Origin of the sequence: Kaistella treverensis, from assembly GCF_900114045.1 — a bacterium.
GTDB lineage: Bacteria > Bacteroidota > Bacteroidia > Flavobacteriales > Weeksellaceae > Kaistella > Kaistella treverensis.
This window is the reverse complement of record NZ_FORQ01000002.1, coordinates 363,163-387,014: the sequence shown is the minus strand read 5'-3', so window position 1 is coordinate 387,014 and position 23,852 is coordinate 363,163. Positions and strand designations below refer to the sequence as shown.

Genomic DNA, 23,852 nt, shown 5'->3' with positions numbered 1-23,852 from the left:
ATCTATGCCACGAATTGCGGTAAATTACTTGGAAACATCCAGCTGCACGACATAGCCCTCATGCCCTCTCACATTTATGAAATTTCCGCCTTCGAAAGATAAATATTGTCCTTTGATTCCGCGCAGAACACCTTCAAATTCCGGAACTTTATCCAGCGTGAACGACAAGATTTTTTCTGGTGCTTCGTATGGATAATCCAGCCGCTCCATTTCGTGCTCCATGGTATAGAAATTTTGAAAATTTTCGGGGAAATAACCCTTTATTTTTTCCCGGAAATCTGCGAGGTCCAAATCGTCTTCAAAATCGTCTTCGAGCATTTTTTTCCAGTTGGTTTTGTCGGCAAGATGTTCTTTCAGCGCAACTTCTATCATTCCGGCTTCGTAGCGGTTGTCGGTTTTCGCGATCGGCAGCGCAAAAGTTGCACCCTGATCAATCCAGCGCGTTGGCAGTTGTGTTTCGCGCGTGACACCAACTTTTACATCGCCGGTGTAAGCCAAATATACGATGTGCGGCGCGAGCTGAATTTTTTGCTCAACTTCCAGATCGCGTTCTTCAATGCCGAGGTGTGCGGTGGAAAGTTCCGGCCGGATAATGGTGTCACTCGCATACGGACTTTCAAAAAAACATTTTTTACAGAAACCCATGCGGTAAATTTTATTGTCGCGTCCGCAGTTTACACATTCGTAACCAACGAGCTTAATTTTCAGATTTTTACCGATGACCTGATTCATATTAATAAGATCATTGGAAAGATTCAGGAAATACTGAATGGGTTTTCCGTTAATCGTCGTCATTTTCAGGAGCTGTCCGGTAAATTGCATGGCTAAATATTTCAGTAAATTTAATGATTTGATTTTAATTAAATTTGTGTGATTAAAAGCACAACATGAATTATCTAGTTACTGGCGGAAGCGGATTTATCGGTTCGCACCTTGTGGAACATTTGCTGAAGAGCGGACATTCTGTCATTAACATAGACAATTTTGATGATTTTTATGACTATAGGGTAAAAATCAAAAATACGCTCGAATCCGTGCGAAAAACTTCCGAATTCAGTTTTCATGAAAAAGAACTTGATATTCAGAAACTTATATTTGAAACTTCGACCAAACATTACCAACTTTATTATCAGGATATCCGGGATTTCGACGGGCTTGAAAAAATATTTGAAAAGCATAAAATCGATATGGTTATTCATCTCGCGGCGCTTGCGGGTGTGCGGCCGTCCATCGAAAAACCTTTGGATTACGAGGAAGTAAATATTAAAGGCACCATGCATTTGTGGGAACTGACGAAAAAATTTGATATTCAAAAGTTTATATCTGCTTCTAGTTCAAGCGTTTACGGCAATAATGAGCATGTTCCGTTTCATGAAGATGACCGTGTTGATGAACCAATTTCTCCCTACGCGGCCACTAAAAAATGCACCGAGATTTTAGGTCATGTTTACCATCATCTTTACGGTATAAACATGATTCACCTTCGGTTTTTTACCGTTTACGGACCGCGGCAAAGACCTGATCTTGCAATACATAAATTCACGAAAAACATCAGTAATAACGCCGAAATTCCGTTTTATGGAGATGGTTCCACAGCACGGGATTATACCTACATCGATGATATCATTGAAGGTATTCAAAAAGCAGTCACCCATTTGGAAACACACACGTCGGTTTATGAAATTATTAACCTCGGCGAAAATCAGGTGGTGACATTAAATGAAATGGTGGAAACCATAGAAAATGAGCTGCAGACAAAAGCACGGAAAAATCTTTTGCCAATGCAGCCTGGTGATGTGCAGAAAACACACGCTGACATCCATAAAGCCAAGACTTTGCTTGGTTATCAGCCGGTGACCCATTTCCCAAATGGCATAAAAAAGTTTGTGGAATGGTTTTTGAGAAAGGGTTCCTGAAATTGAATGAAAATAATAACCAAAGTTTGTTGAAAATCAGCGACAAAAACCTTTTTTATGTCGCCTATTTTTATACTTTTGCAAAAAATAAAATGATATGTATTGGACATTAGAATTGGCTTCTTATCTGAGCGACGCACCCTGGCCGATGACAAAGGCAGAACTTATTGATTATGCAATACGAACAGGCGCACCAATGGAGGTGGTAGAAAACCTTCAGGCAATAGAAGATGAAGGGGAAATTTATGAATCCATCGAAGAGGTTTGGAGCGATTATCCAACCGACGATGACTTCCTCTGGAATGAAGATGAATATTAAAAAACACAGTCGGTGGTCATCTTTGGCTATCGGCTTTTATATTTTAGAAAAATTCTAAAAATTTTAAAATTTTAAATAGCGGCGTGTTTTTCCACATAAGCTTAAAGTAAATAGTATGGGTTTTATAGACAAAGTTCTTAAAGGTTTTCTTGGTGATAAAAATATAACTGATCTTAAAGACGTAAAAAAAGTTGTAAGCAGAATAAAAGCAGCAGAACCAAACATCGCCGAATTGTCGGATGATGGCTTACGACAGAAAACTGCTGAATTTAAAGAAAAACTGAAAACGGCAACCGCGGAAATTTCAGCACAGATTGAACAGACCAAAGAACAGATAAAAAACTCATCAAATATTGATGAGAAAGAAGCCCTTTTTGCTAAAATAGAAGCGCTGAAAAAAGATTCTTATCAGATCGAAGAAAAAGTACTTTCGGATATTTTACCTGAAGCTTTTGCGCTCATTAAAGAAACTTCACGCAGACTGGCACAAAACGGAGAAATCCGCGTACAAGCCACAGAAATGGACCGCCAGCTTGCTGCCACGAGAGATTTTGTGGAATTAGACGGCGATACTGCAGTTTGGAAAAATCATTGGGATGCTGCCGGAACACCGATCCAGTGGGATATGGTGCATTATGACGTGCAATTTATCGGTGGTGTAGTTTTGCATAACGGTAAAATCGCGGAGATGGCGACAGGTGAAGGTAAAACCTTGGTTGGGACCTTACCAATTTATCTAAATGCTCTTCCGGGCCGTGGTGTACACGTGGTTACCGTAAATGATTATTTGGCGAAACGTGACTCTCTTTGGATGGGACCGCTTTACCAGTTCCACGGTCTTTCCATCGATTGTATTGATAATCACCAACCGAATTCTGATGCGCGTAGAAAAGCTTACCAATCAAGCATCACCTACGGAACAAATAACGAATTTGGTTTCGATTATTTGAGAGATAATATGGTGACTTCACCTTCAGAACTCGTTCAGGGTGAATTGAATTTTGCCATCGTCGATGAGGTAGATTCTGTTTTGGTGGATGATGCCAGAACACCATTAATAATTTCCGGGCCGGTCCCACAAGGCGACCGTCAGGAATTTGATACTTTAAAACCTTCCGTTGACCGAATTGTGGAAATTCAGAAAAAAACGGTGAGCGCGATTTTTAATGAAGCTAAAAAGCTCATTAACAACGGAAATACGAAAGAAGGTGGTTTTAAATTGTTGCAGGCCTACAGAGGTTTACCAAAAAACCGTCAGCTTATAAAATTCCTTTCTGAAAGTGGTCACAAATCGCTTCTCCAAAAAGTGGAAGGACAATATATGGCAGACAACAACCGCGATATGCCGATTGTTGATAAAGATTTATATTTCGTTATCGATGAAAAAAATAACCAGATTGACCTGACCGATAAAGGTGTAGAATATATGTCTGCGGGAAATGAAGATAAGGATTTCTTCGTTTTGCAGGACATCGGAACTGAAATCGCCGAAGTTGAAGCTAAAAATTTAACAAAAGAGGAAGAATTTGAAGCCAAAGAAAAAATATTCAGTGAATTTGCGGTAAAATCTGAGCGCGTTCACACGCTAAATCAACTGCTGAAAGCGTATACTTTATTCGAAAAAGATGATGAATACGTGGTAATCGACGGCGAGGTAAAAATCGTAGATGAGCAAACCGGCCGTATTATGGAAGGAAGACGTTATTCCGACGGACTTCACCAGGCGATCGAAGCGAAAGAAAATGTAAAGATCGAAGCTGCAACCCAAACTTTTGCAACAATTACGCTTCAGAACTATTTCCGTATGTACAACAAACTTGCGGGGATGACGGGTACAGCAGAAACTGAAGCAGGCGAACTTTGGGAAATTTATAAACTGGATGTAGTGGTTATCCCAACCAATAAACCAATTATCAGAGATGACAGACAGGATTTGGTTTACAAAACCAACCGAGAAAAATATAACGCAGTAATTGAAGAAATTGAAAGATTAACCGCAGATGGCCGACCGGTTTTGGTGGGTACCACTTCAGTAGAAATCTCTCAGTTGCTATCCAGAGCGCTTCAGCTCAGAAAAATTCAGCATAATGTCTTGAACGCGAAACTTCACGCTCGTGAAGCGGAAATCGTAGCAATGGCAGGTGGACCTGGTGTTGTAACCATCGCAACCAACATGGCAGGTCGTGGTACAGATATTAAACTGCAGGGAGAGGTGAAGAAAAATGGCGGTTTAGCGATCATTGGTACAGAAAGACATGATTCACGACGCGTAGACAGACAGTTGCGTGGACGTGCCGGTCGTCAGGGTGACCCAGGAAGTTCCCAGTTTTACGTTTCCCTGGAAGACAATTTGATGCGTCTTTTCGGTTCTGAAAGAATTGCGAAAATGATGGATAAAATGGGTCACAAAGAAGGAGAAGTTATTCAGCACGGTATGATTTCAAAATCCATCGAAAGAGCCCAGAAAAAAGTTGAGGAAAATAACTTTGGTGTCCGTAAAAAGCTTTTGGAATATGACGACGTGATGAACAAACAGCGCGACGTTATCTACAAAAGAAGAAAGAATGCACTCTTCGGTGACCACCTGAAATACGATATTTCCAACATGATTTTCGATGTTGCGCAATCATTGGTTTCACGCGGAAAACTGGAAGGCGATTTTAAAGAGCTGGAATATGAAATCATTAAATTTTTCACCATGGAAACTCCATTCAGTGAAAACGATTTCAAAACAAAACAGGTTCCGGAACTTACTGATATTTTATACAAAGCTGCATCCGACGATTACCAGATGAAGCTGAATCTTTTGAAAGAAAAATCTTATCCGATCATCGAAAACGTTTACCAAAACCAGGGCTCAATGTTTAAAATGATTCAGGTTCCGTTTACCGACGGCATTAAAACAATGACCATCGTGACGGATTTGAAAGAAGCATACGAAACGAAATGTGAATCCTTAATAAACGATTTCGAAAAAAATATTTCTTTAGCGATTATCGATGAAAACTGGAAACTTCACCTCAGAGAAATGGACGACCTTCGTCGTTCGTCTCAGGGCGCGGTTTACGAGCAGAAAGATCCGCTTGTAATTTACAAACAGGAATCTTTTTACCTTTTCACCGAAATGGTGGAGAGAGTAAACAAAGAAATTATTTCTTTCCTTTACAAAGGCGAAATCCCGACGTAATTAACACTTTCTAAATACCAAACTTCTTCAGCTTGCTGGAGAAGTTTTTTTGTGCGCACATTTTAATTTTTTGTACTTTTAATGCCATAAAAATAGATAAATGGCATTAGTAGATCTTTCGCAACAAGTTGCACTCGGTATTGATATCGGCGGTACCAATACCAAATTCGGACTTGTAAACCATCGGGGCCAGATTTTAGAAAAAGGCAGCTTGAAAACCGATGATTTCCCGCTTGTGGAAGACTTTATTGAGGCTTTATACGAAAATCTTACGCCACTCATTGCCAGACATTGCGATGAAGAAAAACTTGACGGAATTGGTGTCGGCGCACCGAATGCAAATTATTATACCGGAACGATTGAGCAGGCACCAAACCTGAACTGGAAAGGTATTGTGCCGTTTGCGGATCTTATGACTAAAAAGTTCGGTATACGCTGCAAAATGACAAACGACGCCAATGCTGCGGCACTTGGCGAAATGATGTTTGGTGCTGCGCGCGGTATGAAAGATTTCATTATGATGACTTTGGGAACCGGCGTAGGAAGCGGAATTATCACCAACGGACAGCTGCTTTACGGTCACGATGGCTTTGCAGGCGAACTTGGACATACAATCGTGAAACCTGGCGGCAGAAAACACTGGAGCACCGGCTCAGAAGGTTCTCTCGAAGCCTACGCATCTGCCACCGGAATTGCGATTACGGCGAAAAAAATGCGCGCAGAATTCCCCAGTTCAATGCTTAACAATCATCCGGAAGAAGACATAAGCTCCAAAGTGGTGTATGAGTGCGCCATTGCCGGCGACGAAACCGCTATCGAAGTTTTCCGTTATACGGGACAAAAATTGGGCGAAGCTTTAGCCAACTTTGTGATGTTTTCCTCACCAGAGGCGATTTTGCTTTTCGGTGGCGTGATTAAAGCCGGAGATTTCATTTTAAAACCCACAAAACTACATATGGAACGCAATCTTTTACCAATTTTCCGAAATAAAGTTTCATTGGTTTTTAGTGAACTGAATGAAGCTGATGCCGCAATTTTAGGCGCCAGCGCTTTGGTTTGGGAAAAATAATAACTACTTTTTTAGCTGCAAAAAGACCTTTTTTTTGCTTTTTGTAAATTTGAAATATATGCCGTTTCAGCGGCATATTTTTTTGTTTTAATGTTTTCGAATAATCAATTTTTGCATTGGAAATATTATTTTTAAAATTGAAAAAATTCGGCTTTAAAGCAGGTAATTTTTTCGATTTTAATACTTCAAAAACCAGTCAACATTCATCTCTTCAATATTAAAATTTCGCGTTAAAGTGCCAGATTTTTTGGTTTTAAAGTTTAGAAAAATTTGCCCATAAAGCAGGGGATTTTTTGGTTTTATATTTTTCATTAATAATTAACCATTAATCATTATTAAAAAAATGCCGCTTTTAAGCACAAAAAAACTGCTGAAAAATTTCAGCAGTCTTCTTATTTATAGGAAAACCTTTTCTTATTTTACCAATACCATCTCACTGATCAAATGACCTGCGTTTCCGTATTTTTCAATGGTCCAAAGTACCATTCTTACATCAACACTGATGGTTTTCTGCAATTTTGGATCGAAGATAATATCGCCGCTTAACGCTTCGCTGTTTCCATCGAAAGCCAAACCAAGCAATCTTCCTTCGCCATCAAGAACCGGTGAGCCTGAGTTTCCTCCGGTGATATCGTTGTCCGACAGGAAGTTTACCGGCATAAATCCTTTTTTGTCTTTATATTGGCCGAAATCTTTCTTTTTCACCAAGTCTAAAAAGCGCTGTGGCAAATCGAATTCTTCATCACCTTTTTTGTATTTCGCCACCATTCCGTTGATGTCTGTATAGTAGTTATTTTTTTCAGAAATACCCGCGTAGTTGCGGTCTGCTCTTTCCGGCAAAGTGCTGATAGAACCGTAAGTTAAACGCATTGTAGAATTCGCGTCCGGATAAAATGCTTGATCCGGAAGGGATTTTCTTAAACCATCTAAGAAGATTCTGTTATTTTTTGCAAAAGCTTCATCAACTTTAGCATATTTTTCAGCACCTAATTTCTGGTCGTTAACAAAACCGTTAGCCAATTTCAATAACGGATCTGCATCAATTTTCAGTCTGTCCGGATTGTTTAAGAAGTTCATTGCAGATTCTTTGGTCGCGAAAATGGATGCATAAGCCATTGTAGAAAGGTTTTTAGCATCTGCAGCTAAAAGTGTTGGCGAAGAATCTTCTTTTGTAACTCTTTGCTGGTAAAGTCCCACCATAGAGTTCAGCATTTCGCCTTCCAGTTTTACGTTTATTTTGTCGTAAAATCTGTTGATTGCATCTTCAACTTTAGGTTTCATCGCGAGACGAGCCGTTGCATCCTGATCTGCGTAAGTTTTCAACAATGAACCGAGCTGATATGCAATACCGATGTATTTTGCATTTCTCTGAAGTTGTGACGCGTAATTTCTCTCCACATTTCTGTTAGAAAACTGTGCGTAATTGTTTTTCAAGTCCTGAAGAACTGTTCCGTACATTTCTTCATTAGCAGGTAAAAGTGCCCAAGCCTGGAATTTAGCTTCCAATTTTTGCTTGTCAGCAACTGTTCCGTTTTTCTCGACAGCATCGATGGTTCCCTGTCTGTTTTTCCAATAGTTTGCCACACTTGCGTATTGTGAAGCGTAGTCTAATTTAGTCGCCTGGTCTTTGTCCATGTATTTTTTCATGACATCCATGGCAACTTTAGAAGCTTCTACCCAAGCCGGATAATCTTTGTTCACCATTTGCTCAATACCGAAAGACGGTAAAAAACGGTTGGTTCTTCCCGGGAAACCAAGAATCATGGTGAAATCACCAGGTTTGTAACCCTTCAATGAAATAGGAAGCGAATGTTTTGGTTTCATCGGCACGTTGGTAGCCGAATATTCCGCTGGATTATTGTTGGCATCAGCATAAACACGGAAGACAGAGAAATCTACGGTATGTCTTGGCCATTCCCAGTTATCGGTATCGCCACCGAATTTACCTAAAGAATTTGGCGGAGTTCCTACCAACCTTACATCCTTAAAATCTTGGTATACAAAATAGTAAAATTCATTACCATTGAAAAAATCCCGAACTACAACGGTATATTTTCCGTTTTCAGAGTTTTCGTTCTGGATGAGTTTGTATTCTGCATCGATGATATTTTTTCTTTCATCTGCAGACATGGTGTTGTTCAGTTTTGCGTTGATTCTTTTGGAAACATCGTCCATTCTTACCAGAAAGCGTACAGATAAACCTTTTGCAGGAAGTTCTTCGCTTCTTTTCATCGCCCAGAAACCATTGGTTAAATGGTCTTTTTCCGGAGTAGAAAGTGCTGCGATATTTCCGTAACCACAGTGGTGATTCGTGAAAAGCAAACCTTCTTTGGAAACCATTTCTGCGGTACAGCCGCCGCCAAACTGCACAATAGCATCTTTTAAGCTGGAATTGTTCACAGAATATATTTCTTCTGCGGTAAGTTTTAATCCTTGTTTTTGAAGGTCTACACCGTTCAATCTTTTGATCATGGTCAAAAGCCACATTCCCTCATCTGCTTTCAGTTGCAGAAAGCTCAGCATAAAGGTGAGCAGTAAAAAAATTCTTTTCATTTAATATTATTTAATGTGCTAATTTAAGAAATAACTTTTACTTCAAAGCATCAAAAAAACCGGAAAACTGCAGTTTCGGTTTGTATTTTTTCGGCGTTAAAAAGGCAAATTTTTACGTTTTCTAAGACCGTAACATTTCGGTGTGCGGAATATCGTCTTCAAGATAAGAGTTTCCGGTTGATTGAAAACCGAAATCCGCATAGAAATTCAAAAGATAATCCTGCGCTGAAATCTGGATTTTGCTTGTTTTAAAACGGGTTTCTATAATATCCAGCGCGATTTTCATTAAACCTTTACCGAAATTTTGCCCGCGAACATTTTGATTGGTTAAAACGCGCCCGATCGAGGCAAATTCGTATTTAATTTCGGGTGCGAAAATTCGGCAATATGCCGCTATTTCACCGTTTTTTTCTGCCCAAAGGTGAAGTGCTTTTTCATCATAACCATCGGTTTCCGGGTAAGGACAGTTTTGTTCCACCACAAAAACATCGATTCTTGCCTGCAAAATTTTATATAATTCTTGGGTAGAAAGTTCGCTGAAGGATTTTACCTGCCAGACGACTGCGTAAGATTTCATAAAAATTAAAAGCTGCTAATTATCGAATTTAACATGATTTTCGTGAAGAAACTGGTTGGTTTTCGAAATGAAAGCCAGGATCTCATCGCCACCCGTTTTCTTTTCTGCGGAGGTTACATAAATTTCCGGCAGATCTTCCCAGGTTTTCAGCAATTCCTGTTTGTATTTTTCCACGTTCGCAAGAACCACGTTCGGTTTCAATTTATCAGCTTTGGTAAAAACCAAAGAAAACGGAATTCCACTTTCGCCGCAATATTCAATAAATTCAATATCAATTTTTTGTGGCGTGTGTCGGGAATCGATGAGCACGAAAAGGTTCACCAGATTTTTGCGGTTCAGAATATAATTAATGATGAGATTTTCGAAATCTTTCCGCAAAGTTTTAGAAACTCTGGCGTAACCATAACCCGGCAAATCTGTTAAATACCATTTTTCATTGATGATAAAATGATTGATAAGCTGCGTTTTTCCCGGCGTTCCGGAGGTTTTTGCTAAATCTTTATGGTTCATCAGTGCGTTGATCAGTGAAGATTTTCCCACGTTGGAGCGGCCGATAAATGCATATTCCGGTAAAGTCGGTTCGGGACATTCCTGCCATTTGCCGCTGCTTTTTACGAATTCTGCTGTCTTGATAACCATGTTCTGAAATTTAATTAACTGAAATAAAAAATGGAAGTAGAACTTCCATCAAACTATATTTTCTTGCGCTGCAACCACTCGTACAATATTTCATTGAACTTGTCTGGCTTTTCCATCATTGCAGCGTGCCCGCATTCTTCAATCCAGTGGAGTTCGGAATTTGGCAGAAATTTATTCATATCTATTGCAACATCCGGCGGCGTTACATTATCCTGCCGTCCCCAGATCAGGCAAACCGGTGTGGTGATTTTTGGTAAATCATTCAGCATGTTGTGCTTAATAGCACTTCGTGCAAGCATCACGGTTTTAATACCTTTCATACGGTCATTCACCACCGCAAAAACCTCATCCACCAATTCATCGGTTGCGACAATCGGGTCGTAGAAAACTTCTTCGGTTTTCTTTCTGATGTAGTTTTTATCGCTTTTCCGCGGGAAACTATCACCAAAAGCGCGTTCGTAAAGGCCGGAGCTTCCGGTAAGCACAAGATGCGTCACCAAATCCGGGCGTGCTAAGGTCAGGATCAGCCCAATATGTCCACCCATAGAATTTCCGACAATTACCGCCGGCTTCCCTACTTTTTCTTCAATAAACTTGGAAACGTATTTCGCTATTGTGGTTAAGTTGGTATTAAGCACCGGCAAATCGTACACCGGAAGCACGGGAACAAAAACCTTGTAACCACGCTCAGAAAAGAACATTACTGTCTTTTCGAAATTGCTTAAACCGCCCATTAATCCGTGCAGCAGAATAATAGGTTCACCTTCACCAGCTTCAATAAAAGCGAATTTTTTTTCTTTTTTAGTTTTAAATATCATAGAGTGTACGCATTGAGCGTGTGCAAAAATACAAATTAAACACCAAATTATAATTTACCTTTTTATAATAATAAAATTAAGATTTTTTTTATCAAAAATATGCCGTTAAAAGGGGTAATTTTTATGGTTTGAATAACTCCTTTTTAATCAGCGTTTTAACACGAAAATAGAAACTTATTAACATTAAGTCAAAAAGTGGGTAAAAGTGGGAGCTTTTAGAAATTTTTATATAAATTTGTCCCAAATGAAGAATTTCATCGGAACATATGAATGTAGAATAGACGACAAAGGTCGGCTAAAACTCCCTGCCGCGCTGGTAAAGCAAATGGGAGATTTCGATGATGGTTCCTTTGTCATCAAACGTGCTGTGTTTCAGCCATGTCTGGAGGTTTATCCAATGACGGTTTGGGACCGGCTGATGAAAAAACTTACCGGCCTCAACCGGTTTATCAAGAAAAATGCCGACTTCATCCGCCAGTTTACCGCGGGTGTAAAAGTGGTAGAACTGGACAATGCAGGGCGCCTCCAAATTTCTAAAGATTTAACACAGTTCGCTCATCTGAAAAAAGAAATCGTAATTACGAGTGCTGGCGAGCTTTTGGAAATTTGGGACAAAGAAGCCTACGAAAACGTAATCGCAACCTCCGAAGAAAATTTTGCGAACCTTGCCGAAGAAGTGATGGGAAACCTGAGCTTTGATGATGAAGCGCTGTAATTTCTAAGGAAATCAAGAGAATTTAACCTGAATATAATGTATCACAATCCTGTTTTGCTAAAAAAAAGTGTCGATGATTTGGTAACAAATCCCGATGGTATCTACGTGGATTGTACTTTCGGCGGCGGTGGTCATTCCCGCGAAATTCTCAGCAGGCTTTCGGAAAAAGGGAAACTCTACAGTTTCGACCAGGATTTGGACGCGCTGAAAAACACCATCGAAGATGAACGTTTTACGCTGATCAACCAAAATTTCCGGTTTCTGGAAAATGCGCTATTTATCTACGGAGTTACGCAGGTGGACGGTGTTTTGGCAGATTTGGGTGTTTCTTCTCATCAGTTTGATGAAGCCGACCGTGGATTTTCGACAAGAAGTGACGCGCCGCTGGATATGCGGATGAATGTAATGCAGCTTTTAGACGCCAAGAAAATCATTAATGAATATGAAGAAGACGATATCGCGAATATCCTTTTTCAGTATGGTGAAATCCGCGAATCGCGGAAATTAGCGCGAGAAATCGTTCAGGCCCGAAAAAATAAACCGATAGAAACTACGGAAGAATTAAAAAAAGTTTTCAGCTATATCCCGCAGTTTAAGCAAAATAAGGTATACGCCCAGATTTTTCAGGCAATCCGGATTGAAGTAAACCAGGAACTGGCAGCTTTGAAAGAAATGCTTTTGCAGGCACACCGTATTTTAAAACCGGGCGGCCGTTTGGTGGTGATTTCTTATCATTCATTAGAAGACCGATTGGTAAAAAGATTTTTGAAAAACGGAATGTTCGAAGGAGAACCTGAACGCGATATTTATGGAAATTTTGCGAAAACTTTTGATTTGCTGCAAACCAAAGCGACCATTCCGAGCAGTGAAGAAATTGATGAAAACTCGCGCGCAAGAAGCGCAAAACTAAGAACAGGTATAAAACTATAAAAAAGCACGAAATAACCCGGAATTTTTAAATGGCAAAAAAACCAACATATCGCCCACAGAAAAAACTGACTTTCATAGACATTGTGAAAGGAAATTTTCTGAACCGCGACGAGGTAAAAATCCACTACCGCTATTTTGCCGTTGTTTTCGTATTGCTTATGATCATGATTTACAGCAATCACCTGGTCAGCCAGAAAATTGAGCAGGTAAATGCGTTAAAAGAACAGACCGAAGAATATAAATCCCGGAATGCGTACGCGCAAAGCCGGTTAATAAAAGTAAAACTAGAATCCGAATTAGGTAAAGAAATGGTGCAGGACTCCCTGTTGTCCTTAGAAAATCATCCACATAAAATATTGATAAAACTAGACAGTTTAGATGGCGGTGCAAAATGAATATGAAAAAAAACGTTCGAAAACGTTACGTTGGGGCTACCTTTTTACAGGGTTTGCCTTTGTTTTGTTTGTCGTTTTTCTCGCCAGAATTTTGATTTTACAAAATTCTAATGTTCAGGAAATCAAGGACGATTACATCAACAATAATTACCGTGAAGCGACTTTGCAGGCCGCGCGCGGAAATTTGTTCGCGTCAGACGGTTCAATTTTAGCAACTACGGTAATGCGTTACGATGTTTACCTTGATTTTAAAATCATTAAAGACACTGTTTATTCAAATAACATCGGTGCGTTAACCGATTCTCTTTCCAAGATGTTCGGAAAACCGAGAAGCTATTTCCGCGATCGTTTCGATCAGCAAAAAGCCGCACAAAACCAATACTATGCGTTGGTAAAAGGCTTGGATTTCGATGATTATGACCGCATCCGCAAATTTCCCATATTTAAAAAAGGTAAAAACCGTGGCGGATTTATCGTTGACCGAAAATATAAGCGTGAACTAGCGACCACGCAAATCGGTGCCGGAACCATCGGTATGGACAACGGCGCAGCAAAATCGGGTCTGGAAGGCGCTTTTTCAAAATATCTTACCGGAACGGACGGGACCCGGCTTGAACAGCGCGTAAATTCCAGCCAATGGAAACCTATTGATTACTGGAAAGTTAAAGAACCTGTAGACGGACAGGACGTTTACACCACCATCGATATCCGTATTCAGGACATTGCGCATTCCGCTTTAGAAAAACAATTAATAAAATTTGATGCTGAGCACGGTTCTGTGATCGTGATGGAGGTCTCTACGGGAAAGGTAAAAGCAATGGTAAATCTGCGTCGGACTGAACCCGAAATTTATGTTGATGCTTATAATTACGCTATTAAAGACAATATTGAACCAGGCTCGACTTTTAAAACCATATCATTACTGGCGGCGATGGATGATGGTTTTATTGATGAAAATACAACTGTAAATGTCGGAAACGGGGTTTGGACTTATGCGAAACAAAGAATATCAGATGGTCACGGTGGCGGAACTTATGAAATTTCAGATGTCTTGGCAAAATCCAGCAACGTGGGCACCGCCAAACTCATTACTCAGTATTACGGCAGTAATCCAGAGGTATTTTTAGATCACTTGAGAAAATGGAAATTGTTCGATAAGATGGATATTGAACTTCCTGGTATTACAAAGCCAAGAATTATAACTCCGAAGAGTAAAACGTGGAGCCCCGGAGCACTGGCTTCAATTTCTTTCGGCTATGCAACTAATATTAACTTACTGCAACTCACCACCTTTTATAACGGAATTGCAAATAAGGGCAAAATGGTAGAACCTCTTTTTATAGAGAAAATTCTAAAAGACGGTCGTACACTGTATGAAGCGAAACCCAAAGTAATGGTAAATAAAATGGCGTCCAAAGATGCCATTGAAATGATGACAAGCGCCCTTACTAAAGCGGTAGAAAAAGGGACTGCAAAAAGTATTTTCACTCCCAATTTAAAAATGGCCGGAAAAACCGGAACCGCAAGATTTGAATATTGGCTGCCTGGCAAAATGAAATACAGAGCGTCGTTCGCAGGGTTTTATCCGTCCGACAATCCGAAATATACGTGCTATGTCATGGTCAGCGAGCCCGATACTTCAAAAGGTTTTTACGGCTCTACTGTTGCAGCGCCGGTGTTTAAAGAAATTGCAGGGAAAACCTTCCTGAAAACGCCGCAAAATATTGAGCAGGAAATGTTGGTGGACAAAAAAGTGGACCTCAGCAAAATGTTTAAACCAACGGTAAAACTTGCGGGAAAAAGCAACACCATGCCAAATGTTACCGGCTTGATCGGAAAAAATATTATTCCGCAATTAGAAAACCAAGGTTATCGTGTGGATTATCAGGGTGTTGGAAAAATCAAGGAACAGTTTCCGCTGGAAGGAACCATCATCAATAAAAATCAAAAAATTTACCTCACACTGCAGAATTAGTTTCTGTAAACAAATATGAAATTAGAAGAAGTTTTAAACAGAGTTCCCCATCTAGAAATTTTCGGTGCTAAGGACCTGAATATTTCAGATTTAACATTCGACAGCCGAAAAGCAGTGGAAAACTCGATGTACGTGGCGGTTAAAGGAACGGTTTCTGACGGTCATGATTTCATTAATGCTGCAATCGAAAATGGTGCAAAAGCTATTGTCTGCGAAGATTTACCGAAAGATTTACATGAAGAAATCACGTATATTTCAGTTAAAAATTCTGCGAAAATTTTAGGCCTTTTAGCGGCAAATTTTTACGGAAATCCTTCAGCAAAACTCAATCTTATCGGTATTACCGGAACCAACGGAAAAACTTCTACCACTACTCTGCTTTTCGATATTTTTAAAATTCTGGGCTTTAAAAGCGCTTTAATTTCCACGGTGGAATATCGCATCGATGAAGAAATAATTCCGTCCACACACACCACGCCTGACATTATCCGCTTAAACCAGATTTTGTCACAAGCGGTGTATGAAGGTTGTGAATATGCTTTCATGGAAGTTTCTTCACACGGCATTCATCAATACCGGACCGAAGGTTTGCAGTTCAAAATTGCAGGATTTACCAATATCACCCACGATCATCTCGATTATCATAAAACTTTCGACGAATACATTAAAACCAAAAAAAGATTTTTTGATGAATTAAGTTCCGAAGCTATTGCAATTACCAATGTTGATGACAAAAACGGGTTGGTGATGCTTCAAAATACGAAGGCTGAAAAGAAAACTTTTGCTATGAAATCGATGGCAGATTTCCATGGTAAAATTACCGAAGTTGATTTTAACGGAATGCTGCTGAACTTTAACGGAAAGGAATTCTGGACAACTTTAACTGGAAAATTCAACGCGTACAACTTATTGCTTGCTTATGCTGTTGCTGTTGAATGTGGCTTTCATGCGGATGATATTTTACCGGCTATTTCGCAACTGACACGCGTAAAAGGCCGGTTTGAAACCTTCAAATCCGACGGCGGAATTTTCTTCGTCGTGGATTATGCTCATACGCCGGATGCTTTGGAAAATATTCTGGATTCCATCAATGAAATCCGTACAAAAAACGAAAGATTGATCACCGTTTTCGGGTGTGGCGGCGACCGCGATGTAGTTAAAAGACCAAAAATGGGCAAAATAGCAACCAAAAAATCTACGCTCGCAATTATCACGTCGGATAATCCGAGAACCGAAGATCCTGCGGAAATCATCAAAGAAATTGAAGCTGGTGTAGAGCCGCAGTTTTTCAGCAAATACACTTCAATTCCGGATCGTAGAGAAGCGATTAAAATGGCGATAAAATTCGCGGAACCAAAAGATATTGTGGTAGTTGCCGGAAAAGGTCACGAAACTTATCAGGAAATAAATGGCGTAAAACACCATTTTGATGATCAGGAAACCATTTTAGAACTGGCAAGATTGATGTCAAAGTAAATTATTGAAGAGAAAATTATAAACCATGTTATATTACCTATTCGAATATCTGACCGCTCACGGAATTCACGTTCCGGGAATGGGTATGTTTAAATTCATCTCGTTCCGGGCGGGGATGTCGGTACTATTATCGCTGATTATTGCATTGGTTTTTGGTAAAAAAATCATCAATTACCTCCGAAAAAAACAGATGGGCGAACTCGTGCGCGATTTAGGTTTAGAGGGACAAAAGCAGAAAGAAGGTACACCGACAATGGGTGGTTTAATCATCATTTTTGCGACACTGATTCCGGTTTTGCTCTTTACCAAAATTTTAAATATCTACATCATTTTACTCATTGTTTCTGTTGTTTGGATGGGCGCAATTGGTTTTATTGATGATTATCTGAAGAAAATAAAGAAAAATAAGGACGGTTTAAGCGGAAAGTTTAAAGTAATCGGACAGGTCGGTTTAGGGCTGATTGTCGGTGTTACCATGTACTTTCACCAAGATATTACAGTGCAGCGGAAATATGCTGACGCAAAAGAAGTAAACCGCAATAACGTGGAAGCAAACTTTATGAAAACTGAAAAATCCACATTTTCTACCGTTCCGTTTGTGAAAAATAATGAATTTGATTATAGCGGGCTTTTATTCTGGATGACACCGGAAGACGCGCAGGAATGGGCTTGGATTGTTTTCATCCCGATTGTAATTTTCATTGTAACCGCGGTTTCGAACGGCGCCAATATTACCGATGGAATCGACGGGCTTGCGGCCGGAACCAGCGTCGTCATACTGCTGACACTCGCCTTTTTTGCCTATTTATCGGGGAATATTATTTTCGCAGATTATCTGAATATCATGTTCCTCCCAAATATGGGTGAAACTACTATTTTCACGCTGGCACTTGTCGGGGCAGTTATCGGATTTTTTTGGTACAATACCTACCCGGCGCAGGTTTTTATGGGCGATACCGGAAGTTTAATGCTCGGCGGCGTTATCGCAGTTCTTGCCATTATTTTACGAAAGGAACTTTTGATCCCGGTTTTATGCGGAATATTCTTAATTGAAAACCTGTCAGTCATGCTGCAGGTTGCGGTTTTTAAATATCGAAAAAGAAAATACGGCTTAGAATACGCACAAAATAACAGACTGTTTAAAATGTCGCCGCTTCATCATCATTATCAGAAAGAAGGTTATCACGAAAGCAAAATCGTGAACCGCATGGTGATTATCGGGGTTTTGTTCGCGATTATATGTTTAATTACTCTTAAAGTCAGATAAAAAAAATGAAAATAGTTGTTTTAGGTGGCGGGGAAAGTGGTGTAGGCGCAGCATATTTGGCAAAGAAGAAAGGCTTGAATGTTTTTCTTTCGGATAAAGGTGTGATTAAAGATGAATACAAAAAACAGCTTATCGATGCTGAAATTGAGTTTGAAGAAGGTAAACACGATGAAGCACGGATTTTAAAAGCAGATTGGGTTATAAAATCGCCCGGAATTCCGAAAAAGGCTGAAATTATTTATAAAATCAACCAGAAAGGAATTCGTTTATCATCTGAAATTGAATTTGCAGCAGAATTTACCACAGCAAAAATCATCGCAATAACCGGAAGCAACGGAAAAACTACCACGACATCGCTTATTTATCACATCCTGAAAAACGACGATTTAAAAGTTGGATTGGCTGGAAACATCGGAAAAAGTTTTGCACGCCAGGTTGCTGATGAAAACTTCGACTATTACGTTCTGGAAGTAAGTTCCTTTCAGCTTGATGACATTCAAAATTTTCGGCCTTTTATCTCGCTTTTATTGAATTTAAGCAAAGACCATCTGGACCAGTATAATTACAACTACGACGAGTACGCACTTGCAAAGTTCCGCATCGCGGAAAACCAGGAGAACGATAATTTTTTCATCTACAATAAAGATGATGAAATGAGCATGAAAATTTTGGAAAAATTGGCCATTAATGCAACCAAAATTCCGTTTTCAACTCACGAAAAACTTCCGGAGGGAGGCTTTATAAATAAAGACAAAATTGTGGTGAAAATAGAGGAAGAATTTTCAATGAAAATCGCGGAACTCGCCTTGGTTGGAAATCACAATATTGCAAACAGCCTGGCAGCTTCAATTGCTAGTAAGATCCTGCATATCAGCAATGAAAGTATACGAAATTCTTTAATGACATTCCAGGCGGTTGAACACCGTTTGGAGCAGGCTGCGAAAATCAACGGCGTGACTTTCATTAATGACAGCAAGGCAACGAACGTAAATGCGTCATATTTCGCGCTCGAAAGTATGAATCAGCCCACAGTTTGGATCGTGGGTGGCGTTGATAAAGGAAATGATTACACGGAAATTGAAGATTTGGTGAAAAGAAAAGTAAAAGCAATTGTGTGCTTAGGAATTGATAACCAGAAAATTATCGACTTTTTCAAGGATAAAAAAGATTTGATTTACAGCACTTCCAGCATGGCGGAAGCGATAAAAGTTTCAAAATCTTTAGCTACAGAAGGTGATACCGTACTTTTATCACCTTGCTGCGCGAGTTTCGACCTTTTCGATAATTACGAAGACCGCGGCAACCAGTTTAAAAGCGAAGTTTTAAAAAATAATGAAAAAATCCTCAACTAAAAATGCAGGACAGCGATAACAAATTCGAACTGCTAAAAGGCGATAAAGTGCTGTGGAGCGTAATATTACTGATTTCGTTCTTCTCCATATTTCCCGTCTATTCCGCCAGTTCTAATTTGGAATATATTGTAAACAGCGGAACTACCACTTCGCACCTCATCAAGCACACTTTTTTCGTGGTGCTTGGTCTGGTGATTATGCGGTTTGTGGGTGTTGTAAAATACGAATATATCGGCAAGCTCAGCAGTATTTTGTTAGCATTAACAGTGGTTTTACTTCTACTGACTATGGTTTCGGGGCAGACAATTGACGGAGCTTCAGCTTCGCGTTGGTTAAAAATTCCGGGCACTCCGATTTCCTTTCAGCCTTCGTCGTTTGCCTATCTGATGTTGGTAATTTATCTCTGCAGATATTTAACCAAAAAAATAAAAAGACAGCGCCTACCGATCGAAAATATATTCTACGTTTTCGGGCCTGTTTTGCTGGTTTTTGGTCTTGTAGCAAAAGATAACGGTTCCACGGCTTTAATGATTTTAATGGTTTCGATGATCGTAATGTTGGTTGGCCAGCTGGACCGTAAATATATATTTGGTTTTGTCGGATTATCTTCAGTGGTGATCGGAATTTTCATGTTTTTGGCTTTAAAAACCGATTTAATCGGAAGTAACCGTGTTCACACCTGGATGAGCCGCGTGGAAACTTTTACCAAAAAAGAAAGTCAGGTTGAAGACGAAGCCGACAAAGCAAAAAATTACCAGATCATGCAGGCGAAAGCTGCTATTGTTCATGGTGGAATTGCTGGAATGGGACCCGGGAAAAGCGCTTTGAAACAAATGCTTCCACAGTCAGCGTCCGATTTTATTTTTGCAATTATCGTCGAAGAATATGGTTTTATTGGCGCCACGTTTTTAATCGCGCTGTATTTAATAATGATCATCCGAATTGTGATGATCGCCAGCAAAATGCCGGCTTTTTTCGGAAGTTTACTGGTGCTGAGTCTCGGCACGATGATTTTCGTGCAGCTTGCAGTTAATATTGCAGTGGCTATTAATTTAATTCCGGTGACGGGACAACCGCTACCGCTGATAAGTTACGGTGGAACGTCGATGTTGGTAACCTATATCCAGCTCGGAATTATCTTAAACGTAAGTTCCAGAATCCAGGTGTATGATGAAGAAGGAATGGGTAAAAAACAGAGTATCGAAGAAATAAATGACATTGCATAAGATGAGCAAAACATTAAAAATTCTGATGAGCGGCGGCGGAACCGGAGGACATATCTTCCCGGCCATTGCCCTTGCGCAGGAAATCCAGAAACGGTTTCCGACAGCAGAATTTCTGTTCATCGGTGCCGAAGGCAAAATGGAAATGGAAAAAGTTCCGCAAGCCGGTTTTAAAATCGTCGGTTTAAATATCGCCGGATTCGACCGCGGAAATCTTCTGAATAATTTCAAATTACCTTATAAATTGATTTCCAGTTTAGCAAAAGCGCGTAAAACCATTAAAGAATTCAAGCCCGATTTTGCTATCGGAACTGGCGGCTTTGCAAGTGGGCCAGCGCTTTATATGGCGGCAACTTCGGATATTCCGATTTTTGTTCAGGAACAGAATTCCTTGCCCGGGAAAACCAATATTTTCCTGGCTCGAAAAGCAAAAGCAGTTTTCACGGCTTATCCGGCGATGAACCATTTTTTTCCGCGTTCAAAGACCTTTTTTTTCGGAAATCCCATCCGGAAAAATATCATTACCGATCTTGAAGAAACTGTGGAAGCAAAGAAAAAACTCGGTTTAAACCCCGAAAAACTGACGATACTTTCGGTTGGTGGTTCTTTAGGTTCCAGAACTTTAAATAATGGCTGGCAGGAAAACCTCGGTAAAGTGATAGAAAACGGTTACCAGCTGATCTGGCAAACCGGAAAACGTGATTTTAAGAATTTAAGCCAAAACGAAAAAATTACCGCTTATAAGGGCCAAATTTTCTTAAAAGAATTTATTTCAGATATGGCGCTGGCTTATTCCGCTGCTGATATAATTGTGTCACGCGCCGGCGCGATTGCGATTTCGGAGTTGGCAATGGCGCAAAAACCTTTGCTTTTGGTACCTTTTCCTTTTGCAGCCGAAGATCATCAAACCAAAAATGCGGAAACGCTGGTAGAAAAAAACGCCGCTAAAATGGTAAAAGATTCGGAAATGACAGAAAAGTTCTGGAAGACCTTGATGGAATTGTGTGGAAATGAAAATTTACGCCGCGAAATGAGCGGAAATCTGCAGTTTTTTGCGAAGCCTTTGGCAACAGAACAAATAGTTGACGAAATCATCTCAATTTTAAATATTCAATCATCATGAATCCTTTAACCACTTATCAGAACTTCTACTTCGTGGGAATCGGCGGCATCGGGATGAGTGCTTTGGCGCGCTATTTCAATGCGTCCGGAAAAAAGGTCCTGGGTTATGATAAGATGCCAACGAAATTAACACAGGCGCTAATTTCCGAAGGAATTGATATTGTTTTTGAAGATGTAATTAATGAAAAAATCAACGGTTTAACAGCGGAAAATACTTTGGTCATTTATACGCCTGCAATTAAGAAATTAGAAATTTTAAGCCATTTTAACGCCCAAAATTTTGATATTTTAAAAAGAGCGAAAGTTCTCGGCATGATTACCGAAAAAACCAAAAGCATTGCAATTGCCGGAACGCACGGAAAAACCACGACTTCATCTTTGGTGGCACATCTTTGCAAAGAAGCAAATTTGCCATTTTCATGTTTTTTAGGCGGAATTGCCGAAAATTTTAAATCGAATTTTTTCTTCAACGGAGACGAAATTTCAGTGGTTGAAGCTGATGAATACGACAGAAGTTTCCTTACGCTTTCACCGGATTGGGCGGTAATAACCTCAACGGATGCCGATCATCTCGATATTTATGGCGACAATGCGACGATTCAGAAAGGTTTTCAGGATTTTGCAGATTTAGTTCCGAAAGAACAGCAGCTTTTTGTACGAAAAGGAATTAACATCGGTCGTGACGCGAAAACGTACGCTGTAAATGAAGAAGCAGATTTTTATTCGGATAATATCCACGAGTCAGGCGATAAAATTTCGTTTGATTTTCATCACTGCGATACAAAAATTCCGGGTTTTTTATGGGAAATTCCGGGAATTCATAATGTAGAAAATGCCACCGCGGCGATTGCTTTATTAAACTCTTACGGTGTGGATTTCGAAACTTTAAAATCTGGAATTGCCAGTTTTAAAGGAATTAAAAGACGTTACACCAAACATCAGTTCACAAGCGGGAAAATTTATATCGATGATTACGCGCATCATCCAACTGAATTAAACGCGGTAATTGGCTCGATAAAAACTTTTTATCCTGAAAAAAAATTATTGGTGGTTTTTCAGCCACATCTTTTCAGCAGAACGCGTGATTTTGCGGATGGTTTTGCGGACAGTTTGGCTAAAGCAGAAGAATTGATTTTGCTTGATATTTATCCGGCGCGTGAACTTCCGGAAAATTTCGAAGGAATAACTTCCGACTGGTTATCGGAAAAAATAGAACTTAAAAATAAAGAAGTTTCCACCCTGGCGGACGCTTTTGACAAAATAAAAGAAAAGGATTTCGACGTTTTGCTGACGGTTGGTGCCGGAAATATCGACACTTTGTACGACGGAATTGTAGAATGGCTTTCTAAGAACGAATGAAAAAGAAATTCAGAATATTAAAAATTTTAGTCACAGTAATCATCTTTGGTTTTCTGTTGAGTTTCTCGTTGAAAAGATTCAATGAAAAACCGATGGAAAAAGTTTCGGTGAAGATGACGGAAACCAAAGAACCGGTTTATTTTATTGACGAAAAAGAGGTAAAAGAGCTCGTAAAAAAATCGAATCCTACGAAGAAAGTAGGCGACATCAATATTCCGGAGCTTGAAAAAAAACTGAACGAGCTTCCGGGTGTGGACAGCGCAAATGTGTATTTAAACCTCAACGGAAATCTGAATTTAAATATCAAACAGCGCGTGCCGGCTTTCCGGTTGAATAAAAATGGTGAAGATTTCTATGTTGATGAAAAAGGCGTTGAATTTCCGATTTCGAAAAACTATTCGTTTCCGTGTATGCTCGTTACAGGAAACGTGAAAAAGGCTGAATATGTGCAGCTTGCAGAACTCATCAATAAAATAAATAAAGATGATTTCAGCAGGAAATATTTCATCGGTGTTTCAAAAACAAAAAACGATTATAACCTTTTAACCAGCGAAGGAAACTTTAAGGTAGAAATTGGTGATCTGGAAAATATCGACCTGAAAGTTAAAGGTTTTAAAGCTTTTGTAAATAAATATCTGATTTATCAGTCGCCGGAAAAGTATACGAAAGTTTCTTTAAAATATGATAATCAAATCGTTACGACTTTAAACCCGTCTTTCGAGGAAAACGACAGCATTATTTCCGTAGGAAAAAAAGAATTGGCAAAATTGCCGGTTATAGCGGAGAGAAAAGAAAAGGCTGAAAAGAAAAGCAGTGTTTCAGCAACTTCGGCAAATACGAAAAAAACGGCTAAAAAGCCGGTAAAAAATACAGTGGCAGAGGCTAAATCAGAAAAAAAAGCCGCTATAACGCCGAAAAAAACTGAGACCAAGCGCAAAGCCACGGTTAAGGTTGAATAAG

General features: G+C 39.7%; 20 protein-coding genes. 15 read left to right on the top strand and 5 right to left on the bottom strand.

Features of this window, described 5'->3' with window-relative positions; translation table 11 throughout:
• Positions 1-24: 24 nt before the first annotated feature.
• Positions 25-822: a DUF2797 domain-containing protein gene (locus BMZ55_RS07185; protein WP_089819754.1), complete on the bottom strand. Its 798-nt coding sequence runs from the start codon at positions 820-822 to the stop codon at positions 25-27.
• Between the two features lie 65 nt (positions 823-887).
• On the opposite strand from BMZ55_RS07185, the gene BMZ55_RS07180 reads away from it, so the two are divergent.
• From BMZ55_RS07180 to BMZ55_RS07165, 4 genes are all read left to right on the top strand, one after another.
• Complete coding sequence (locus tag BMZ55_RS07180) at positions 888-1,916, top strand: GDP-mannose 4,6-dehydratase (RefSeq protein ID WP_089819753.1); 1,029 nt, start codon at positions 888-890, stop codon at positions 1,914-1,916.
• 97 nt (positions 1,917-2,013) lie between these two features.
• On the top strand, positions 2,014-2,235 hold the full coding sequence (locus tag BMZ55_RS07175) for a DUF2795 domain-containing protein (RefSeq protein WP_015807225.1): 222 nt from the start codon (positions 2,014-2,016) through the stop codon (positions 2,233-2,235).
• 115 nt (positions 2,236-2,350) lie between these two features.
• Entirely contained in the window at positions 2,351-5,422 is a 3,072-nt protein-coding gene (secA, locus tag BMZ55_RS07170) for a preprotein translocase subunit SecA (RefSeq protein ID WP_089819752.1), read from the top strand.
• Between the two features lie 100 nt (positions 5,423-5,522).
• Complete coding sequence (locus tag BMZ55_RS07165) at positions 5,523-6,491, top strand: ROK family protein (RefSeq protein WP_089819751.1); 969 nt, start codon at positions 5,523-5,525, stop codon at positions 6,489-6,491.
• 414 nt (positions 6,492-6,905) lie between these two features.
• On the opposite strand, the gene BMZ55_RS07160 is transcribed toward BMZ55_RS07165, so the two are convergent.
• From BMZ55_RS07160 to BMZ55_RS07145, 4 genes are all read right to left on the bottom strand, one after another.
• Complete coding sequence (locus tag BMZ55_RS07160) at positions 6,906-9,044, bottom strand: S46 family peptidase (RefSeq protein ID WP_089819750.1); 2,139 nt, start codon at positions 9,042-9,044, stop codon at positions 6,906-6,908.
• 121 nt (positions 9,045-9,165) lie between these two features.
• Positions 9,166-9,621 carry a GNAT family N-acetyltransferase gene (locus BMZ55_RS07155; protein WP_089819749.1) on the bottom strand — a complete coding sequence of 152 codons (456 nt, stop codon included), beginning with the start codon at positions 9,619-9,621 and terminating at the stop codon, positions 9,166-9,168.
• A gap of 15 nt (positions 9,622-9,636) precedes the next feature.
• On the bottom strand, positions 9,637-10,260 hold the full coding sequence (yihA, locus tag BMZ55_RS07150) for a ribosome biogenesis GTP-binding protein YihA/YsxC (protein ID WP_089819748.1): 624 nt from the start codon (positions 10,258-10,260) through the stop codon (positions 9,637-9,639).
• 53 nt (positions 10,261-10,313) lie between these two features.
• The gene (locus BMZ55_RS07145; RefSeq protein WP_089819747.1) at positions 10,314-11,078 is read right to left on the bottom strand and encodes an alpha/beta fold hydrolase; all 765 of its coding nucleotides are present in this window, start codon (positions 11,076-11,078) and stop codon (positions 10,314-10,316) included.
• Between the two features lie 244 nt (positions 11,079-11,322).
• Between BMZ55_RS07145 and mraZ the strand changes: the two genes are divergently transcribed.
• From mraZ to BMZ55_RS07090, 11 genes are read left to right on the top strand one after another with little or no spacing between them, the layout of a single operon-like run.
• Positions 11,323-11,793: a division/cell wall cluster transcriptional repressor MraZ gene (gene mraZ / locus BMZ55_RS07140; RefSeq protein ID WP_089819746.1), complete on the top strand. Its 471-nt coding sequence runs from the start codon at positions 11,323-11,325 to the stop codon at positions 11,791-11,793.
• Between the two features lie 36 nt (positions 11,794-11,829).
• Complete coding sequence (rsmH, locus tag BMZ55_RS07135; RefSeq protein WP_089819745.1) at positions 11,830-12,723, top strand: 16S rRNA (cytosine(1402)-N(4))-methyltransferase RsmH; 894 nt, start codon at positions 11,830-11,832, stop codon at positions 12,721-12,723.
• A 29-nt stretch (positions 12,724-12,752) separates the two neighbouring features.
• Positions 12,753-13,118, top strand: a complete 366-nt coding sequence (locus BMZ55_RS07130; protein WP_039342503.1) for an FtsL-like putative cell division protein — start codon at positions 12,753-12,755, stop codon at positions 13,116-13,118.
• Positions 13,102-15,093, top strand: a complete 1,992-nt coding sequence (locus tag BMZ55_RS07125) for a penicillin-binding transpeptidase domain-containing protein (protein ID WP_089819744.1) — start codon at positions 13,102-13,104, stop codon at positions 15,091-15,093. The genes BMZ55_RS07130 and BMZ55_RS07125 overlap by 17 nt, the downstream gene beginning before the upstream one ends.
• Before the next feature lie 15 nt (positions 15,094-15,108).
• Positions 15,109-16,569: a UDP-N-acetylmuramoyl-L-alanyl-D-glutamate--2,6-diaminopimelate ligase gene (locus BMZ55_RS07120; protein ID WP_089819743.1), complete on the top strand. Its 1,461-nt coding sequence runs from the start codon at positions 15,109-15,111 to the stop codon at positions 16,567-16,569.
• Between the two features lie 25 nt (positions 16,570-16,594).
• Complete coding sequence (gene mraY / locus BMZ55_RS07115; RefSeq protein WP_089819742.1) at positions 16,595-17,836, top strand: phospho-N-acetylmuramoyl-pentapeptide-transferase; 1,242 nt, start codon at positions 16,595-16,597, stop codon at positions 17,834-17,836.
• Positions 17,837-17,841: 5 nt separating this feature from the next.
• Complete coding sequence (gene murD / locus BMZ55_RS07110; RefSeq protein ID WP_089819741.1) at positions 17,842-19,188, top strand: UDP-N-acetylmuramoyl-L-alanine--D-glutamate ligase; 1,347 nt, start codon at positions 17,842-17,844, stop codon at positions 19,186-19,188.
• A gap of 2 nt (positions 19,189-19,190) precedes the next feature.
• Complete coding sequence (locus BMZ55_RS07105; RefSeq protein WP_089819740.1) at positions 19,191-20,414, top strand: FtsW/RodA/SpoVE family cell cycle protein; 1,224 nt, start codon at positions 19,191-19,193, stop codon at positions 20,412-20,414.
• 1 nt (position 20,415) lies between these two features.
• Complete coding sequence (gene murG, locus BMZ55_RS07100) at positions 20,416-21,534, top strand: undecaprenyldiphospho-muramoylpentapeptide beta-N-acetylglucosaminyltransferase (protein WP_394332631.1); 1,119 nt, start codon at positions 20,416-20,418, stop codon at positions 21,532-21,534.
• Positions 21,531-22,892 carry a UDP-N-acetylmuramate--L-alanine ligase gene (murC, locus tag BMZ55_RS07095; RefSeq protein WP_089819738.1) on the top strand — a complete coding sequence of 454 codons (1,362 nt, stop codon included), beginning with the start codon at positions 21,531-21,533 and terminating at the stop codon, positions 22,890-22,892. The genes murG and murC overlap by 4 nt, the downstream gene beginning before the upstream one ends.
• The gene (locus tag BMZ55_RS07090; protein ID WP_233701917.1) at positions 22,889-23,851 is read left to right on the top strand and encodes a cell division protein FtsQ/DivIB; all 963 of its coding nucleotides are present in this window, start codon (positions 22,889-22,891) and stop codon (positions 23,849-23,851) included. The genes murC and BMZ55_RS07090 overlap by 4 nt, the downstream gene beginning before the upstream one ends.
• The last annotated feature ends 1 nt before the right edge of the window (position 23,852 follow it).

Excerpts from the sequence above, each read along its gene's own strand:
- BMZ55_RS07185 (WP_089819754.1), bottom strand. The coding sequence starts at position 822 with ATGCAATTTACCGGACAGCTCCTGAAAATGACGACGATTAACGGAAAA.
- BMZ55_RS07180 (WP_089819753.1), top strand. The coding sequence starts at position 888 with ATGAATTATCTAGTTACTGGCGGAAGCGGATTTATCGGTTCGCACCTT.
- BMZ55_RS07175 (WP_015807225.1), top strand. The coding sequence starts at position 2,014 with ATGTATTGGACATTAGAATTGGCTTCTTATCTGAGCGACGCACCCTGG.
- secA (WP_089819752.1), top strand. The coding sequence starts at position 2,351 with ATGGGTTTTATAGACAAAGTTCTTAAAGGTTTTCTTGGTGATAAAAAT.
- BMZ55_RS07165 (WP_089819751.1), top strand. The coding sequence starts at position 5,523 with ATGGCATTAGTAGATCTTTCGCAACAAGTTGCACTCGGTATTGATATC.
- BMZ55_RS07160 (WP_089819750.1), bottom strand. The coding sequence starts at position 9,044 with ATGAAAAGAATTTTTTTACTGCTCACCTTTATGCTGAGCTTTCTGCAA.
- BMZ55_RS07155 (WP_089819749.1), bottom strand. The coding sequence starts at position 9,621 with ATGAAATCTTACGCAGTCGTCTGGCAGGTAAAATCCTTCAGCGAACTT.
- yihA (WP_089819748.1), bottom strand. The coding sequence starts at position 10,260 with ATGGTTATCAAGACAGCAGAATTCGTAAAAAGCAGCGGCAAATGGCAG.
- BMZ55_RS07145 (WP_089819747.1), bottom strand. The coding sequence starts at position 11,078 with ATGATATTTAAAACTAAAAAAGAAAAAAAATTCGCTTTTATTGAAGCT.
- mraZ (WP_089819746.1), top strand. The coding sequence starts at position 11,323 with ATGAAGAATTTCATCGGAACATATGAATGTAGAATAGACGACAAAGGT.
- rsmH (WP_089819745.1), top strand. The coding sequence starts at position 11,830 with ATGTATCACAATCCTGTTTTGCTAAAAAAAAGTGTCGATGATTTGGTA.
- BMZ55_RS07130 (WP_039342503.1), top strand. The coding sequence starts at position 12,753 with ATGGCAAAAAAACCAACATATCGCCCACAGAAAAAACTGACTTTCATA.
- BMZ55_RS07125 (WP_089819744.1), top strand. The coding sequence starts at position 13,102 with ATGGCGGTGCAAAATGAATATGAAAAAAAACGTTCGAAAACGTTACGT.
- BMZ55_RS07120 (WP_089819743.1), top strand. The coding sequence starts at position 15,109 with ATGAAATTAGAAGAAGTTTTAAACAGAGTTCCCCATCTAGAAATTTTC.
- mraY (WP_089819742.1), top strand. The coding sequence starts at position 16,595 with ATGTTATATTACCTATTCGAATATCTGACCGCTCACGGAATTCACGTT.
- murD (WP_089819741.1), top strand. The coding sequence starts at position 17,842 with ATGAAAATAGTTGTTTTAGGTGGCGGGGAAAGTGGTGTAGGCGCAGCA.
- BMZ55_RS07105 (WP_089819740.1), top strand. The coding sequence starts at position 19,191 with ATGCAGGACAGCGATAACAAATTCGAACTGCTAAAAGGCGATAAAGTG.
- murG (WP_394332631.1), top strand. The coding sequence starts at position 20,416 with ATGAGCAAAACATTAAAAATTCTGATGAGCGGCGGCGGAACCGGAGGA.
- murC (WP_089819738.1), top strand. The coding sequence starts at position 21,531 with ATGAATCCTTTAACCACTTATCAGAACTTCTACTTCGTGGGAATCGGC.
- BMZ55_RS07090 (WP_233701917.1), top strand. The coding sequence starts at position 22,889 with ATGAAAAAGAAATTCAGAATATTAAAAATTTTAGTCACAGTAATCATC.